At 66.0% G+C, this 17658-nt stretch carries 12 protein-coding genes; 2 read left to right on the top strand and 10 right to left on the bottom strand.

The genetic code is table 11. The annotated features are described in order from the left end of the window. Positions 1 to 177 precede the first annotated feature (177 nt). From KIK15_RS18640 to eccD, 4 genes are all read right to left on the bottom strand, one after another. Entirely contained in the window at positions 178 to 2229 is a 2052-nt protein-coding gene (locus KIK15_RS18640) for a hypothetical protein (RefSeq protein WP_214246077.1), read from the bottom strand. Between the two features lie 672 nt (positions 2230 to 2901). Further along, positions 2902 to 3702 (bottom strand): hypothetical protein, encoded by an 801-nt coding sequence (locus KIK15_RS17600; protein WP_214246076.1) that lies wholly within the window; start codon positions 3700 to 3702, stop codon positions 2902 to 2904. Next, the gene (mycP, locus tag KIK15_RS17595; protein WP_214246073.1) at positions 3702 to 5126 is read right to left on the bottom strand and encodes a type VII secretion-associated serine protease mycosin; all 1425 of its coding nucleotides are present in this window, start codon (positions 5124 to 5126) and stop codon (positions 3702 to 3704) included. Before mycP ends, KIK15_RS17600 begins: the two co-directional genes overlap by 1 nt. 53 nt (positions 5127 to 5179) lie before the next feature. Further along, complete coding sequence (eccD, locus tag KIK15_RS17590) at positions 5180 to 6742, bottom strand: type VII secretion integral membrane protein EccD (RefSeq protein WP_214246071.1); 1563 nt, start codon at positions 6740 to 6742, stop codon at positions 5180 to 5182. 78 nt (positions 6743 to 6820) lie between these two features. On the opposite strand from eccD, the gene eccCa reads away from it, so the two are divergent. After that, the gene (eccCa, locus tag KIK15_RS17585) at positions 6821 to 10843 is read left to right on the top strand and encodes a type VII secretion protein EccCa (RefSeq protein ID WP_214246069.1); all 4023 of its coding nucleotides are present in this window, start codon (positions 6821 to 6823) and stop codon (positions 10841 to 10843) included. Between the two features lie 7 nt (positions 10844 to 10850). Here eccCa and eccB read toward each other — a convergent pair whose 3' ends face one another. Continuing rightward, on the bottom strand, positions 10851 to 12290 hold the full coding sequence (eccB, locus tag KIK15_RS17580; protein ID WP_214246067.1) for a type VII secretion protein EccB: 1440 nt from the start codon (positions 12288 to 12290) through the stop codon (positions 10851 to 10853). A gap of 110 nt (positions 12291 to 12400) precedes the next feature. Between eccB and eccE the strand changes: the two genes are divergently transcribed. Further along, positions 12401 to 14656: a type VII secretion protein EccE gene (gene eccE / locus KIK15_RS17575; protein WP_214246065.1), complete on the top strand. Its 2256-nt coding sequence runs from the start codon at positions 12401 to 12403 to the stop codon at positions 14654 to 14656. 88 nt (positions 14657 to 14744) lie between these two features. Here the strand turns inward: eccE and KIK15_RS17570 are convergent, their stop codons facing one another. The 5 genes from KIK15_RS17570 to KIK15_RS17550 all read right to left on the bottom strand — a co-directional run bounded on the left by KIK15_RS17570 (position 14745) and on the right by KIK15_RS17550 (position 17628). Beyond that, a complete protein-coding gene (locus KIK15_RS17570; protein ID WP_214246063.1) occupies positions 14745 to 15050 on the bottom strand; it encodes a WXG100 family type VII secretion target in 306 nt (101 codons plus the stop codon). 40 nt (positions 15051 to 15090) lie between these two features. Continuing rightward, positions 15091 to 15405 (bottom strand): WXG100 family type VII secretion target, encoded by a 315-nt coding sequence (locus tag KIK15_RS17565; protein ID WP_307851954.1) that lies wholly within the window; start codon positions 15403 to 15405, stop codon positions 15091 to 15093. A gap of 91 nt (positions 15406 to 15496) precedes the next feature. Further along, a complete protein-coding gene (locus KIK15_RS17560) occupies positions 15497 to 16285 on the bottom strand; it encodes an ESX secretion-associated protein EspG (RefSeq protein WP_214246059.1) in 789 nt (262 codons plus the stop codon). Continuing rightward, positions 16282 to 17256 carry a PPE domain-containing protein gene (locus tag KIK15_RS17555; protein WP_214246057.1) on the bottom strand — a complete coding sequence of 325 codons (975 nt, stop codon included), beginning with the start codon at positions 17254 to 17256 and terminating at the stop codon, positions 16282 to 16284. Before KIK15_RS17555 ends, KIK15_RS17560 begins: the two co-directional genes overlap by 4 nt. Before the next feature lie 69 nt (positions 17257 to 17325). After that, entirely contained in the window at positions 17326 to 17628 is a 303-nt protein-coding gene (locus KIK15_RS17550) for a PE family protein (protein WP_214246055.1), read from the bottom strand. Between the last annotated feature and the right edge of the window lie 30 nt (positions 17629 to 17658).

Here is a 17658-nt window from a genome sequence, read left to right as displayed (position 1 = left end):
GCGAACTGCAGCCAACCGTGCGAAACCCCCGGTCCAGGTCCAGTTCGCGTGGCCGGGTCGCGTTCGCACGACTTGGTTCGGTTCGCACGGTCGGAGCGCGTTCGCACCCCGCATGCACCGTGCGAACTGCAGCCAACCGTGCGAACCGTCGCACAGCGTGCGAACTGCGTGATCAGGTCAGCGGCTGGGTGCCCCGCCACCGCCGCCACGCACCGGGCGGTCGTCTGTGGTATCGAGGTTGAGCCCACCGATCACCGTCGGCGCCACCTCCTGCTCACCACCCACCAACTCTTCACCGTTGGCTTTGGAGTTCAAGTAACGGGCTGTCTTGTGGCCCTTACCTTCTCCACCCTCACCACCGGGACGGGCACCACCCATCGGCGCACCACCCATCGCCCCCGGCGCACCAGGACGACCATTCTGCAACGCAGCCTGCTCCGCAGCCACCATCCGCTCGGCAGCACCCATCGACCCCGCCCGCGCCTGCAACGCCCGCTCCGCCGCCGCCGCACCACCAAGACCGCCACCACCAGCACCACCGCCGCCGGCACCGCCACCTTTACCCAACGCAGCAGCAGCCTTCTCCGCGGCAGCCTTCTCCGCATTCGCCAACGCACTCGCCGACCGGGTGGCAGCCGAGGGCGCACCTTTACCCAACCCAGAGCCCGCCCCCGCCAAACCCTTCGCCGCGTTGCCCGCCTGCGACGCCGCCGACTGCGCAGCCGCCGCCGGATTCCCCGCCGCCGCAGCCTTGGCAGCCGCCTGCTGCGCGGCCGCGGTCTTCGCTGCAGCCTCCTTCGCCACCGCATCGGCATTCGCCGCCCGCGTCAACTGGGCAGCATTGGGCCCACCGCTGGGCCCCCCACTCGGCCCACCGGTCGGTCCGCCCGCATTCGATGAACTGGACTGCGTCTGCATCGACTTCGGTACGGGCCCGGATGTTCCCTTGTAGCCAGCTGGTGCCGGTGGGGCAGGCATGCCGGGCAGCACCATTGGGGCGGACGCGACCGGATTGTGGGGATCGGAGATGTAGGACATGCCGCCCGACGCCTCGACGACTTTCGGGTTGTAGCTCATCGTGATGAGGTCCCTGGCTAGGCGTTCGTATTCGTCTTCGCGCGCCGCCACCGCCGCCGCAGTCGCACCGCTGGCGGCTGCGGTGGTCCGCATGGTCTGACGCTCGGTCCACCACGCATCGATCTGCGGCTTGGTCAGAACTAGACCTTCACTGAAGTGCACCGCCGCGTTACCGACCGACGCCATCTCCTTAGCCACATCCTCAGCACTGGTCCGGAAACGCTGCAAACCCGCATAGATCGCCGTCGCAGCGTTACCTTCCCACCCAGCCCCACCGGAACCTGCGGCCTCGAACTGGGCCTTCGTCTGCTGCTCGAACAGGTCAAGAGCCTGCAACAAGCTGTCGGCGATACCCCGCCAGAGCGCTGCGAGCGTTGCCACCTGTGGACCATCGGCGTGCTGCAGCATTTGGTGGGCCAAGTCGAGGATCGCACCCACGGCATTCTCCGGTGCAGCCCCTACCGGATACCCACCAGCAGCCTTCCCACCCGGGATGAACTTGTTGTTGTAATCGTCGGGATCGTATTTCTTGTTCTTGAACTTGTCCTTCCAATCACCACTCGGCTTAGGATTCTTGACGATGTTCTCGTAGTGGTCGCGGGCCGCATCGTAGGTCTCGTGTTGTGAGGGCTGACCGACCTTCTCCACCTGTCGCGCACCGGCCTGCAGCGCATCATCGACCATCCCTCCGAGACCGGGTGTATGAGCGAGAAGACCAAGCGGCCACGAGTTCTTCGCATTCTTCACTGCATCCTGAGCCGCCCTGTGCTGCGGGCTTCGCTCGAGCGCATGCTTCTTATATTCATCGACACCAGCCTTGGAGATGGCATCGCGATTGCTGTCATCCTGGCCGAGAAGATTCTTCGCAGCGGACTGCACGCCCGCGTAGATCTCCGGCGCTATCTGCTCATACATTGCCAGAGCGCGCTTTGCCGCTGCCCCAAGCTTTTCCAGCGCCGCCTTGATCTTGACACCAGACGAAAAATCGCCGCATCCCTGAACACTCGAGAGAAACTCTCCGTGAACGGCAAGCTGTGATACCACCCAGTGCAATCCGTCAAGGGAAGAAAGGATTGATGCGGCGGCAGCGGGGTCGAACTGGAGCTGCGAACCACCCGCACCGGAAGGAATTGAATACAGTGGGCTACTCATCAAATCTCCGCATCTGTGAAGGACTAGAGGGATAGTACGCAGCGAGAAACGTCCACTTTCTTAGGGTCACGCACGCGGGGACAGGATCGAAAGGCCCTGCCGAAAAAGCGATTTGCGCAGACCCATAGAACGTCCCCCAATCTACGGTACAATTTCGGCGAACATCTAAACCAGCGGGATAACCTTCGTATCCCACTTGCCCTCTAGGTAGGGCTACCTTGACCCCAGTGTAGGCGGATTCCGAACTCTTCAGCATCTGATTGAGTGGCTCGGTAGACATAAAAGCCGACACAGTGAAAAATCGATTCGGTGTGTCAAATGGGCCAATCCCACAGCTCTGAATAATATCGCTCGCCAAACCTGTACCAAAGGTATCCGCACCCATGGCCTTCGCCTTATCTCTGGCTTCCTTCGGAAAGAAGGGACACATCTCAGGCATGTGCCGGTAGTAAGGACTCTGCGACGACGGTATATCGGTCACCACACCGGTCATGTCTTTGGTGGAGTTCAGGTCGCGGATGGAATCCTTGGGCACATCCGGTGGCACCGACACCGACTTCACCGACAGGGCCGAAGGACGCCCCCCTGTGGTGGTCCCCGACGAACACCCCGACACCACCGTGACCGCAACCAGCGCAGCCAACGCGAGCCGAACAGTCATACCTACCCGCATCAACCCACACTCCTCGCGTCGCTGTCGCGACGACGTTTCAACGTGTTGAACACCCGATTCAGCGTTTTCGCCACCGTAGTGGTGTCAGCACCCATCGCCACTCCCACATCATCGACCACCAGCAGATACCGACCATCCTCAGCGATGTCGTGGAACCGTAGCTCCATCTCCCAGCGCCGATCAGAACCATCGATCGCATGCACCGTCGCAAACATCTGACCAGCCAACGTGGGCGTGAGATGACGGAACACCGCCGCCGCCGTCTTGTGCGGCGCCGACTCGCTGACCACTCGAAACCGAGTGCTGCCGAGCATCGAGTCCTCGAACTGCACTGCTGGGTCAGTGGGCAGCGAACCCGCACCCACCCCGCTGGGCAAGCCGCCGACCAACTCTCGAGTCCACGCGCCCACCGAGCACCGCGAGATCTGCACCTGGCCACCCACCACATGTTTGGGCCCGGGCAGCTGGCGGGCGACGAACGCGTCATCGCCGTCTGCCCAAAAGCCGTACGCGCGCACATAGTGCGATGGATCCGTCACATCGCGAGTCACATCGCAGCCGACCAGTTCGAGCTGGTAGGTGGGTCGGCCCAGTGCCCTCAACGCCCATTGCTTACGAGGCGTAATCGACTCCCGAAACTCGGCACGTACTCGCTGATCCCACATGCGGGCCGAATCGGCGTCCTCGTGCGACGAGATGATCCCACTGGCGAACGACCGAGGAAAACGCAGCTGACCTGCCTCGGCCAACGCGTGGTAGAACTCCTGCGTCGTCAGACTCCACACCTGATCGTCGCGCATCAGTAGTCCGAACCTTCCTCCAACGAGCCGCACCGGTTGCCGCGGTTACGCAGCAGGGGCCAGGCGAACACGGCCAGCACCACCGCCAACGCGGAGATGCCCAATGCCACGTTGCGAGGCGTGTTGTCAGGCTTGCGATCGGGCGGCGGGGCGGCAAGCGGCGACGATGCGTACACATTGCGGGTGTCACCCGTGCGCGGGTCGGCCGCTGTCAGCGCCGGCGTATCCGAGGTGGTGGTGCTCAACGCCGCCACCGGATCGATCAACCCGTAGCCCACCAGATCGTCACGCCCATCCGACGGGTGATGCGCGGTGCGTGTGATCCGGTCGATCACCTGACGTGCGGTCAACGTGGGGAACCTTGCCTTGATGAGTGCTGCCAGTCCTGAGACGTATGGAGTGGCAAAGCTGGTTCCATCAATGGACACAACTTTTCCGGCTTTGGGATCACCATCAACCGTGCCGTCGATCAGTGGCGGGTTGGCGCGGGTGTTCAGGGAGACGTGGTCGGTACCGGGTGCGGTGACCGTCACCCACGGACCGGCCAACGAGAACGCCGACGGACGACCATCGGGATCCACCGAACCGACGGCCACCACATACGGCTGGAAGTACGCCGGTGACGACAGCGTCGACAACCCCGCCCACGGATCGGGCTGCCGGGCGCCGGTGGCACCCGGATTCTGGGTCTTGCACGCCCCACTGCTCTCGAGGTTGCCCGAGGCCACCACCACCACCACGTTGCGGTTGTAGGCGTAGCGCACCGCCGCCCCGAGCTGCTGATCGTTGAATGGTTCACCTGCGGGCAGGCAGGCCGTCTCGGAGATGTTGATGACCGTGGCGCCCTGGTTGACCGCACGGACGATCGCGCGGGCCAGGGTGACCACGTTTCCGTAACCCTTCGGCACGTTGGGCGTCTCGCCGGAATCATCGCGAGAATCGTTGAGCTCGAACGACTGTGACGTCTGGCGGATGGCGATGATCTGCGCGTCGGGGGCCATCCCGGCGAAACCGTCGGCAGGCGACGGCTTGGCGGCGGCGATACCGGCCACCTGCGTACCATGGCCGTCGCAGTCGTCGGTTCCGTTGCTCTTGCCCACATAGTCGCCGCCCGGGATCACCGAAAGGCGCGGATGCCGGAATACACCGGTGTCGATCACTGCGATCTTCTGTCCGGCCCCGCGCGAGAACTCCCACGCCTTGGCGATGTTGAGCATCGTGAAACCCGGTGGCGGCGTGACGAAGTCGCCGCGTTGAGCCACCATCTCAGCGCACACCTGCGCCTGACGGGTGGGATCGAGTGGCCCCACCGGGCCTTCGCCGGGTGGGCCCCCGATCACCGGCGGCGGACCAGCCTGCGGGGCCATACCGGGAACAGCCTGCCCACTGGGCGCCCCGATTGCGCCGACACCCAGGGTCAACACGGCCGCGAGAACCAGACGCGCCGCGCGCGCCGGAACGGGATGACAGCGCCCGGTCACAACCCGCGGGCCAGGGAGTACAGGCCGATCACCCACGCCGCCAACGGGACCGTGGCCCCGATGATGATGTACTCCAGGAACTCACCGATCCGGCGCAACACCGGGGAGAACTCCATGGTCGGTGTGATCACCCCGAAGGTGAACGCAAGCGCCGCACCGAACATCACCAGGGCCGCCGACAGGAACGCCCAGCGGATGTCGACCATCGACTGCACCGCGATGGCGGCCACGATGGTCAGCGCACCCAGCGAGATCATCCCGGTGGCCTGCACCAGATCCGAATGCGATCGGCCCCGAAGCAGGATGGCCGCGCCGATCAGCAACGCGAGAACGAAACTCTGCCAGTAGTAGTCGGGTTTGGGGATGGCACCGAGGACGGCCGCGCCTGCGGCCACGGTGGCCGCACCCAGCATCATCCCCGACATGTGCGCATTGGCCGATCGTGCCCGCAACTCCAACGCCGTCGCTTCGGGCAGCGCCACCGCTCCGATCGCAGCCACACCGGCGTTGATGTTGTTGTGGGTGGGCGCGTCGATCGACTCCAGCGACGCCCCGGCCGCAGGCACCGGCGGAACCGGAAGCCGCACAAGGAGGATGGTCAGACGCGGCGCGATCAACGCCACCAGCAACGCCACCACCGCGGTCACCGCGGCCACATGGTCGATCCGTTCGCCCGCGATCACTTGATACAGCGAGCCGATCGCCACCAGCGCGGTGACCGTGGACAAGAACAGGTGGGTGAACGGTTCACCGTTGGTCAGCCGCAACGCCACCACCGACACCAGGAACGCCACCCCCGAACCCAGAAGGAACTTCGGGGCGTTGTCATCGCCGGGCAACACCGCAAAACATCCGACGAACACCGACACGCAGGCACCCACCGACAGCGCAGCGCCGATCACCCGGTCGGCCGACTCGTTCGCGAAAGCCAAAGCGGCGATGGCGAACACGACAAATGCGACGAACCCGATCGCTGCGAAGTCGTAGCGGTTCTGATTCCAGGACGCGGCCATCGTCAAGGCGCCGGACAGCAGCACCGCCAGCACGAACGCCGACACACCCACCCAGCGCGCCGCCAGCGGAGTCCACGAGTTGAACTCGCGGCGGTTGATACCGGCCACCGCGTCGATGACATCGTCGTAGATGGTGGGGAGCTCTGCGGTGGTCTCCGAGCGCAGGATCAGCAGATCCCCGTCATAGATGCCGGCCTCCGACAACGACTTCCCGTCGTCGATGGGCGGCTGCCCCACCTTGCCCAACGTCCACCGCGACGCCAGGTCATCAGGGACCCGCTCGGGCTCGCCGAACTGGTTGCGCAACAGCAAGCCGGCCAACTCCGGCAACAACGACGCCACCGGCGCATCAGCGGGCAACGCGACGTCGACCTGCGTTCGACCCGACAGCACCGACACTCGGCACAGCTCAGGCTCGACGGCCCGCCCGATCCCGGCGGCTCCCGAGGACGCGAGACCGGCCCCTCGCGGCGGACCAAGTCCTCCGCCCGCCACGAGCGGCGTCAACCCATCGGCAGGAGCCGATCCGGGTGTGGATGTCGTCATATCCGACCAGACCCTCCCTGTCACCTGTGCGAACCGTACGATATCCGATGCCAACACTTCACCATAGGGAGGGCGCTCGTGACCACCGAGGGATTTGTGCGTCGAGCACGGCCACCGCGGCCCCGGCTACCCGGTGGCGAGATGGCCGTCCAGCCGCCGCCGGAGATCCAACGGAACATCCCGCCGAGCATCATCTCGCGGCTGCTGCCGCTGGTGATGGTGGTGGCGATGGTGGGAATGATGGCCCTGTTCTTCACCGCCGGCTCGGCCGCGCTGAAAAACCCCGTGACCCTGCTGTTCCCGATGATGATGTTGATGTCGATGGTCGGCATGTTCGCCTCCGGCGGTCGTGGCGGCGGCGGCCAGCGTGCCGCCGAACTCAACGAGGACCGCAAGGACTACCTGCGGTATCTGGGGCGCATCCGATCTGACGTGGACGAGACGGCCGAGAACCAGCTCAAGGCCCTGTCCTGGTCGCATCCGGCTCCCGGTTCGCTGCTACCTGCCGTGGGTTCGCGGCGCATGTGGGAGCGACGCTCAGACGACAACGACTTCTGCCACGTGCGCCTCGGCATCGGCGCCCAACGACTGGCCACACGTATCGCACCCCCGGAGACCGGCCCCCTCGAAGACCTCGAACCGGTGTCGATGATGGCGCTGCGACGTTTCGTCCGCATGCATTCGGTGGTGCGCGGGCTGCCCACCGCCATCTCGCTGCGCGCCTTTCCCGCCATCAACCTCGAAGGCCCCACACCCAAGATCAACGCGCTGACCCGGGCGATGATCATCCAGCTGTGCAGCTTTCACGGACCCGACCTGGTGCGCGTGGCCATCATCTGTTCCGACCCCGACACCGGCGAGTGGTCGTGGGCCAAGTGGCTGCCGCATCTACAGCACCCCGAACGCCGCGACGGCGCCGGCCGTGCCCGCATGCTGTATCAGTCGCTACGCGAATTCGAGGCCGACCATGAGACCGACATGCTGGAGCGACCACGCTTCTCCCGCAACGCAACTCCGGTCGACGGGCGCGCGCAGTGGCTGGTGGTCATCGCCGATGGCTACGTGGCCGGAGACGAACGCACCATCAACGACGGCGGCCTGGATTCGGTGTCAGTGCTCGACCTGACCGCACCCAAGTTCGGGTTGGCCGCACGCAAGGGCATGCAGTTGGTGATCGACGGCGACTCGGTGGGCGCCAAATCGGCCTTCGGCGTGGAGAACTTCGCCGCCTTCGACAACGTGTCGGTCGCGCTGGCCGAGGCGGTGTCGCGTCGCATGGCCCGCTACTCGTTGGCCACCGCAGCCCAGCTGGTCAACCTCGAACCAGACAGCGGCCCACGCGATCCCGGCCTGATGCGGCTGCTCAACATCAACGACGCCGGCACCATCGAGCCCGACAACGTGTGGCGTCCGCGCAGCGCGCGTGAACGCCTCCGAGTGCCGGTGGGCACCACCCAGGATGGTCAGCCGCTGGAGATCGACATCAAGGAGGCGGCTGAGAACGGCATGGGCCCACACGGGTTGTGTATCGGCGCAACCGGTTCGGGCAAATCGGAGTTCCTGCGCACGCTGGTGCTGTCGATGGTGACCACCCACTCCCCCGACGCACTGAACCTGGTGCTGGTCGACTTCAAGGGTGGCGCAACATTCCTCGGCCTCGACGGACTGCCGCACGTAGCCGCAGTCATCACCAACCTCGAAGACGAGCTGGCCATGGTGGACCGTATGCGCGATGCCTTGGCCGGTGAGATGAATCGGCGCCAAGAGGTGTTGCGCGCGGCGGGCAACTTCGCCAATGTCGGCGAGTACGAGAAGGCCCGCCTCAACGGCGCGCCGCTACCGCCGCTTCCCGCGCTGTTCGTGGTGGTGGACGAGTTCTCCGAACTGCTGTCGCAGAAGCCCGATTTCGCTGAGCTGTTCGTGATGATCGGCCGTCTGGGCCGGTCGCTGCAGATGCACCTGCTGTTGGCCTCTCAGCGCCTCGAGGAGGGCAAGCTGCGTGGCCTCGACTCGCACCTGTCTTACCGCATCGGCCTGAAGACGTTCTCCGCCAGCGAGTCTCGCACGGTACTGGGTGTGCCCGATGCCTACCATCTGCCCGCCATCCCTGGTTCGGGATACCTCAAGTGCGACTCGTCGGATCCGGTGCGCTTCAACGCCTCATACGTGTCGGGGCCATACGTACCCACCCGCGCATCGCGGACGCGGCGGGGCATCCGAGGCGGCTCGGGACCCATCGTCCCGGTCCGCATGTTCACCGCCACCGATGTGCCCGAGGTGACGGTGATGCCTGCCATCACAGTCGAACCCGAAGCGCCGCAGGAGGATCAGGCCGGCCCCATGATGGTCGAGGGCCGCACGGTCACCGAGCTGGACATGGTGGTGTCGCGGTTGGAGGGGCACGGCCGGCCCGCGCATGAAGTGTGGCTGCCACCGTTGGAGGACTCCCCCACCGTCGATCAACTTCGCGACGTCCGGGACTGGCGCGCGGCACCAGCCCAACAGCTCGCCGACCTGCGCATCCCGATCGGCATCGTGGACCGGCCCTACGACCAGCGGCGCGACGTGATGATTGTCGACCTTGCCGGCGCGCAGGGACACGCCGCGGTGATCGGCGGACCGCAGTCGGGCAAGTCCACCACGCTGCGCACCCTGATCATGGCCACCGCAGTCACCCACACCCCCCTGCAAGCCCAGTTCTACGTGCTGGACTTCGGTGGCGGCAGCCTGTCCGGTCTCACCGAGCTACCCCACGTCGGCTCGGTGGCCACGCGCCTGGAGGAGAACCGGGTGCGGCGCACCGTGGCCGAGGTGATGACGGTGCTGCGTCAGCGCGAAGCCCGGTTCCGTGAGCTCGGCATCGACTCGATGCAGGAGTTCCGCCGACGGCGGGCCGCCGGTGATCAACGTCTGGACGAGGACAAGTTCGGCGACATCTTCCTCGTGGTCGACGGCTGGTCGACAGTGCGCAACGAGTTCGAGGCGATCGAAGCGAACTTCAACGCCATCGCAACGCAGGGCTTGGCGTATGGCATCCACCTGATCATCTCCGCATCCCGGTGGATGGAGATTCGGCCGGTCATCAAAGACCTGCTGGGCACCCGCATCGAACTGCGACTCGGTGACCCCGGTGACTCCGAGGTGGACCGCAAGGTGGCTGCCACCGTGCCGGTGGGACGACCAGGGCGTGGCCTGAGTCCCGAGCGCCTGCACATGCTGATCGGTATCCCACGTCTCGACGGTTCGTCAGCAACCGAGGACCTGTCGGTGGGGGTGCAGGCCGCGGTGGAAGAAGTGCGTGCCCACTACCCTGACGACGCCGCACCCGCGGTCCGGATGCTGCCCGAGTCGGTGGACCGGACCGCGCTGCTCGAGGTGGCCTACGCGGGCCGCGAACGACGCGGCTCGCAGGTCGTCGTCGGTATCGACGAGGCCGAGTTGGCGCCGGTGTTCCTGGATTTCGCGGCGCAACCACACTTCCTGGCCTTCGCCGACACCGAGAGCGGCAAGACCACCCTGCTGCGCAACATCCTGCGCGGCCTGACCGAGAACGCTCCGCCGTCGCAGAACAAGATCGTGTTGGTCGACTATCGCCGCACGCTGCTCGGCGAGGTGGAGGGCAACCATCTGGCGGCCTATGCGACCTCGGCGCAGGCCACCGCGCCGTTGATCGCCGAGCTGGTCGAGTTGCTGCAGGGACGCACGCCTGGGCCCGATGTCACCCCGGCGCAGCTGCGCGACCGCTCGTGGTGGCAGGGTCCAGAGTTCTACATCGTCGTCGACGACTACGACATGGTCGCCGTGGCCACCGGAAACCCGCTGCTCCCCCTGCTCGACCTGCTGTCGCAGGGCCGTGACATCGGGCTGCACCTGATCTTGGTGCGGCGCTCCGGCGGTGCGTCGCGGTCGCTGTTCGACCCGATCATCGCGCGACTGCGAGATCTGTCGGTCGACGGCTTGGTCATGAGTGCCAACCGCGACGAGGGTGTGCTGCTGGGCACGAGTAGGTGTGCTCCGCGTCCGCCCGGTCAGGGCCTGTTGGTCTCCCGCCGCGGTGAGAGCCTCATGCAGGTCGCGTGGGCTGCACCCAAAGAAGACTGACCCGCGGCTAACCGCCGTCGGTGGGAGCCAGATCGTCTCGGATCACCAACGCGCCATCGCGGGCCAGTGTGGGGCCCGGAGGCAACAGTGACACCACGGCGAACGGTGCGGGCAGCGGGTCGGGCATGCCCAGCGGATCGGCGGCACCGGGGGGCACGCCGTACCGAACCCCGGTGTCGGACACCAGGAAATCGCTGGCCGACGAGGTGGTGTTCGGGTCGACCCCGGTGGACCGCACGAAGTAGCCCTTGCCGGCCGGGATGTAGGCCAGATCAGCGGTCACCCCGTCGAACTGCGAACCGACCGTGGGCACCATCGCGGTCGGATCTTTGATCGGGAAGTCGCTGGTGAGCTGCAGTCCCAGTTGGGCGGGCTGCGTGCGGTTCTTGGACCAGGTGAAGCACAACGCTTTGTTCTCGGTGCCCTTGACCAGCCGGGGCGCGTTGTCGGGGATCCCCGACAGTTGCAGGGTGGTCACCGGCGGCACGTTGGTGACCGCGTTGAGGCTCACCTCGATGGGTGTCTCGCTGCCCACCTGGCTGGCTCGGATGAGGTCAGCCACCAGGGGGGAGATCAGCTCCACCCCATCTTGAAGCACCACGTAGAGCTTCTTCTGCGTCCCGCCGCCGCTGCCCAGGCTGGACACCGAGATGATCGACCCGATTCGCGCGCCGGCCAGGTCGAAGCGAGATGGCTTGCCCGCGTTGGGGATCACCGGCGCGGCGAGCTGACGGGTGGGTGGGATGGCGTCGAGCATCGCAGTGCTGACCGCACGCGCGGCCACGTCCTGCAAGTTGAGCGACTGCTTGACGGCGTTGTCGGTGATGTCGACTGCCGCCCGGGTGTTGCGGTAGAGCAGGTAGTAGTCGTCCTGGTTGCGCACCAGCATTGCGTCGTTGGGGCCCAGCACCGAACCCTGGGGATCAGGGGTCAACGCCCCGGCGATCACCCCGACGGTGGGCCGACCCAGCGGGTCGCGCGGCTCGTCGAGACGGTCGCACGCCGCCCAGCGTGAGGTCCCCGGTGCCCCGCTGGCGCTCAGGCTGCTCGGCGCACCGGGGATCCCCAGCTGCGGGCCACGGGTGTACTTCTTGAGCAACTTGTCGGCCACCGAGTTCGGCTTCTCGGCCTTGCCCACGGCCAACCGGGCCGAGGCGAGATTGAGCACCGGATGCAGGGTGCCCTGGACCAACACGTACAGCTGGCCTGAGGACTTGCTGATGAGGATCTTGGAGTTGCCTACCGAGCCCTGCGGTTTGAAGAACGACAGTGCCACCGCACCACCGAGGACGATCATGGTCATGACCAGCCCCACGATGAGCGCCTTGACGTGGGCACCCATGGGGTCGTGGATCATCCGGATGTCGCGGCGCACCAGCGCGTGTTCGAGACGCCGGAGCAGGAAGCGATAACCACTGACTTGCGACTTGGTCGTCCGCTGAGCCATGAGTTGCTCTCCACCCCCGGATGGTCTCGGGCCTTCGATCGCGTGTCACCGCGACCACATGATTCGTACAAGCATAAGGTCGGCGAAAACCTGCTGTTAAGGTACTCGACGTGGTGGAAACTGCCGGGTTGGGTACCCGTCCCCGCGACGGCGACGCACCGATCTCGCTACCCCTGGGCTCACTGATCTGCACGCAGCTCGTCGCGTTGGGCGTCTATGCGCTGCTGGCTGTCACAGACTCCCGCCAGTCGGTGGCCATCTGGTCTGCCGTGGGGGTAGCGGTCGTCGGGGTCGCGATGGGGACGTCGTTCGGATCGCACCTGTCGGTGTTCGGTCGCATCGCGCGCCGCGCTCGCTACGTGCGCCGCGGATTCGGTGACCGAGACGATCCGCCGATCCCGTTCGACATCCCGAGCACCAACGGACCCTCCATAGGTCTGCGATGGGTCGACGGTCGCATCGTGTCCATCATCCGGTTGGTCCGCCCGGTCGAACAGCGCTCGTTGGCTCCCGGACGCAGCGTGGTGGAGACCTCGTCGTTGCGGCTCGGAGTGATCGCCCGCGCACTGCGGCAGTTCGACATCGAGCTCGAGTCGATCGACGTCGTGGCCCACGGCTGGCGCACTCGCGGCGCGGCACACCTCACCGCGCCGTACTCGACGCTCATCCGCACCCTTCCGGCCTTGTCGCAGCAGGACGTGTGGATCGTGTTGCGGCTCAACCCGTTGCACTGCCCCGACGCCATCGCCTCGCGCGGCGGCGGGCCCACCGGGGTGCTGCGAACCGCCATCGCCGCCACCCGCCGAGTGAGCAACCATCTGGCGCGCCAGGGCTTTCGACCGGAGATCCTCACCGCGAGCCAGATCAGTGCGCTCTCAGCACGGTTGCTCGACAACGTCTCACCGGACTCGGCCCGCGAAACGTGGACCGACGTGCAGTTCGGCACCTACAAGTCCAGCGCCTACTGCCTCAACCAACCGCTCAGCGAAGAAGCGCTGACCGAGATCTGGTCCACGACAACCATCTCCACCACCGTCTCGATCACCGTCACCCAGGCCGAGGGCGGCGACTACGCGCTGGCCACCGTGGTCCGCCTGGGCCGGGTGGGCGATGTGGAGTTGACCGTCCCCGAGTGCCTGTCTCGGCTCGACGGCAACCAGGCTCCGGCACTGGAGTGGACGCTGCCCAGCGTGCGCAGCGAGATCCCCCGGCTGCCGGTGGAAGTCGGCGATCTACCCACCCTCGACCGACTGCGCGTCAACGACGGCGGCAGCGGACAACTGCTGGGTGCCAACTCCTTCGGCGCCGCGGTGGCAGCACCGTTGTTCGGGCTCGAAGTTCGGCGCGTCGACGTGTACGGGCAGATGTACCTGGTCCTGCAGACCGTCCTGCGGTCGATTGCCGTCGGCGCGCGGGTGCTGGTGCGCACCGATCGCCCCGACGTGTGGCGACCGCTGTACGAGGGCGTGGGCGATCCGGCCACACTGCACATCTCGGTGGCGGCCAGCGATCAGCGACATCCGACCAGCAACTACACCGTGTGTGTACTCGACAGCCGGGAGGCCACCGAGGACCGCGCGGTACCCACCCACATTCGGGTACATCGCGAGCCCGGTCAGGTCGACGCGCTGAGCGACAACGTCGATGTCGCGATCTACCAGGACATGGCCAACCCCGGCCGAATATTCGTGGTCACTTCCAACGGAGCAACCGCACTGAGCGTGGTGTCGGTGCCTGCGGAGAACCCCTTCATCGAGGGCCCGCGCAGCGTCCGACCCAGCGATGCCCCAGCCGAACGACCGGCGCCACAACAGGTGCTGGTGGGTGCCGGCCCAGCCGGGGTGGCGGGGCCTCCGGGCGCCGCTGCTGCCGCACCTCCGCGACCTGCGTCGGGCCCCGGTCCGGGTCCGGGTGGCTCGGGTGGTTCAGGACCCGGTGGCCCGGGTCCGAGCGGTTCAGGACCCGGTGGCCCGGGTCGGGGCGGTTCAGGACCCGGTGGCCCGGGTCCTGGTGGTCCGAGGCCTGGTCCGGGTGCTCCGAGGCCTGGGGACTTCGGGCCGCGCGGCGCCGGCGGGGCGGCGGCACCTCCATCGGGGCCCACCCAACGCCCTGCGGCGGGTCCCCCACGCACCACGGTAGATCGTCGACGAGCTCCTGGGCTGATGGATCCGCCTGCGCACCTGTCGGGCCCACGCCCACCTGTTCAGCAGCCACCGCGCGGACCCCAGGGTCCTCCACCTGGCCCGCCCCCCGGACCGCCAAGCGGCGCCAGCGTGGCACCCGAGCCGCAGCCGGAGGCAGACCAGCCGGGCACCGGACGTCACAGCGGCCCGGCTGGGCGACATTCTCAGCGCGACGACAACTGATTGTTCTTGCACACAGATGACGATGGGCGGTGACCCCTTTCAGGATCACCGCCCATCGTTTGCCTGAGGGCGAAATGCAGCCGTAACCTCAGCTGTTCCAGCCGGCCGCGATGGTGTTGTTTGTCTCCTCCATCGACGTTGCCCCATGCTGCGCAGCATTGACGATCGCGTGCAGCACACCCTGCACCTCGTTTGCGCCCTCCACCCACTTTTGGTAGGTGGCCTGAAACGCTTCAGCCGAGTTCTTATCATCCCAGAGGCCTTGAGCCTTCTTGCGGACATCGTCGAGGTCCAGGTTGATCTGCGTGAGCTTCTGGTGTTGGCTTTGGATCTGGTCCAGCAAACCCCGGATTCCCTCGTAGTTGTACTTCATGACGCCGCCGTCACCGTTCATGTGGTTTTCCTGCTCTCGTGTAGTCGTTGTCGGTTTCTGATCAGGCCAGGTTGAGTCCGCCGCCAGCGGATTTCACCTGAGCTGTCGACTGCTCTTCCTGGCTGGCGTAGCTGTTCATGTTCTTGCTGAGCATCTCGGTGATCTGCTCCATCGACTGGGTCATCTTGGTCGCGGCCTGGTGGTAGTCGGCACTCACCTGCTGGAAAACCCTGTTGGAATCGCTCTGCCAGACACCCGACGTCTCGGCGACGGTATTGCTCACCTGCCCGAGGAGCTGAGTCATCTGCTCCTTGAGATCCTTGGCCCGGTTGGCCTGGGCAACCATTCCCGCTGTATCAACCGATGTACCTTGCACGGTCTGTTCCTTTCATAGCAGGCACTCGGCTGTCGAACGCCTGTGACAGAGACGCAGCGGGTGCTGCGCCCGATTCCCCTGCCGCACCGCATCAGGCGCCGCCGGGAAGATTGTGTGCGATTTGTTTGATCGCGTTGACCACCACGTGGTCATCGCCCGGGCCGATGGTGGTCCATCGCTCCCCGGACACCGACTTGACTGCCAGTGAGGTGACTCGTCCGCGCGGGGTGTCGAAGATCGCCAATACACCGCGATCGCTCGTCGAGCCGTTGTTCACCACGATCTCGGTCTGCCCCAGACAAGTAGCGAGGGTGCCGGCGATGGCACGCGCCTGCGATTCGGGCACGCCGATCGAGAACAGAGCCTCCATGTGGTCCACTTCGTCGACACACTGCGCAAGCGCAGTGTCGATCACCTCGCTGGGCATCCGGAGCTGACCCACCTGCGGCGCCCCGGGGGCCGCGCCGATGAGCGGCTTGATCTGGTTGACCAGCAGCGCCTCGTCATCGGCATCGACGACATCGGCGAAAGTGAACCCATCCTCCGAGCGAGCCGCGCTGAAACGGCGGTCCTCAAGCGCGAAGACACAGAATCGAAAAATTTGGGTGGCGTCGATCCGTCGCATTTCCACGATCCAGTCCGGTGTCGCAGCGGCGAGCATGATCCGTTTGAGGTGCGGGTCGAGGTGACCGAGACTGTCGATCATCCCACGCTTCACCAGCGCGGCGTGGCCGGCGGCTCGGAAGGTCGCCGCGTCGTGGTCGGTGGCGCATGGCTCTTCGACGCGAAGCACGGCGGGCAAGGTCTGAATCACCAGCTCATCGCACAGAGCCAACACCTCGGCGAGGTCGAGATTGAAAGAGACGGTGGTGTCGATCATGCCGACGCCTCCTTCTCCGGAACCCCGATAACCTGCGGTGAGGCGACCTGCGACCCCGAATTCATCACTTCCTGCACCTGAGCAACGTTGGTCGTGACGGGCAGCGCTGAGGAATGGTTGGACCCTGCTGCCGCGCTCATCGGCGCGGCCGGAACGAACTGAGCCTGCTGAGACACGGCGTCGGCCTTCACGACGTCACCGCCTTTGACGACGACGTTCTCGCCGTCCACCACGGTGTCGACGCGCATCTCGGTGCGCCTTGTCTGCCCTGCATACCCTTCTGACGTGTACGCGCCCAGCTTGGTTCCACCGAATGCAGAAATTTCTGCCATCAGCGCTTGCTGGCCGGCAAAAGCCTCCAGCGTCGCCTGAACCTGCGCCTTCTGCTCGGCGTCTGACCGCGCCTGTGCCAGCTGTGCCCGGTTGACCAGCTTCTCGGGAACCTTCGCCGGCTCCCACGGCTTGGACACAGGGGTGGTGGCGTGTTCGTAGGACGCCATGACACGCGCGGCCTGTGCCTTCATGCCGGTGGCTTGTTCGTCGAGTTTCGCTATGCCGCCGGCGATCAGCGAGCCAGGAGGGGCCGCGACGGCCTTCATCGCAGTCTCGAGGTTCGCCAAGGTCTTGATGGTGTCGGCGTCGGGCATCGCAGCGAGCGCCACCGTCAGAGCCACAGCCTGATGCTCGGCTGCGACGGCGTTGCGCATGGCCTGATCGGCGGTGTCGGCCACCCACTTCTCGAGCTTCTTGACCGTCGTGAGCATGTCTGCGCTGCCTTCGCCCTGGTAGCCCTCGTGGAGCAGCTTGCGGACATGACGGAAATCATCGGCAAGCTCCGAGAGTGACAGCGCCATGGCACCCCACGACATACCCGCCTCGAACAGCGGTTTCGGACCAGCGCCACGGGAGAGGTCACGGCTGAGCTGCTCAGCTTGTCGTGCCTCCCACCGGACTCCGGTGAAACCCGTCATGTCGGTTGAGCCTTTCGTGTCCTGCGGTCGTTTCGAGTTCGCTGCGGGCGTGGTGCCGGGGGTCGGCGATCAGACCTTGAGGTCGCCGGCGAGGCCCTGATCGTGGGCGGTGAGCGCGGCCAGCTGATCGCGCAACGCACCCGCGACATCGCGGATCGCGCCGACGCCGTGGGTGAACTCGCTCTCGAAGTGCTCGGCAGACGCGGTGAACGACTTCGCTGCTGCTACGGACACCTCGTCGGATCCGCCCGGAACGACACTCAGCGCAGACTTATGGGAGCCGAGGGTCTTCTCAAGGGTGGACGCGATCGAATCGAGCCGCGAGATGGCGGAGGTGAGCTGGTCGGGATCGACGGACAGGTTGCTGGTCACAGGAACTCCTCAGGTCGTTCGGTCGGGGTG

The organism is Williamsia sp. CHRR-6, assembly GCF_018474015.1.
GTDB lineage: Bacteria > Actinomycetota > Actinomycetes > Mycobacteriales > Mycobacteriaceae > Williamsia_A.
This window is presented reverse-complemented; position numbering and strand designations above follow the sequence as displayed.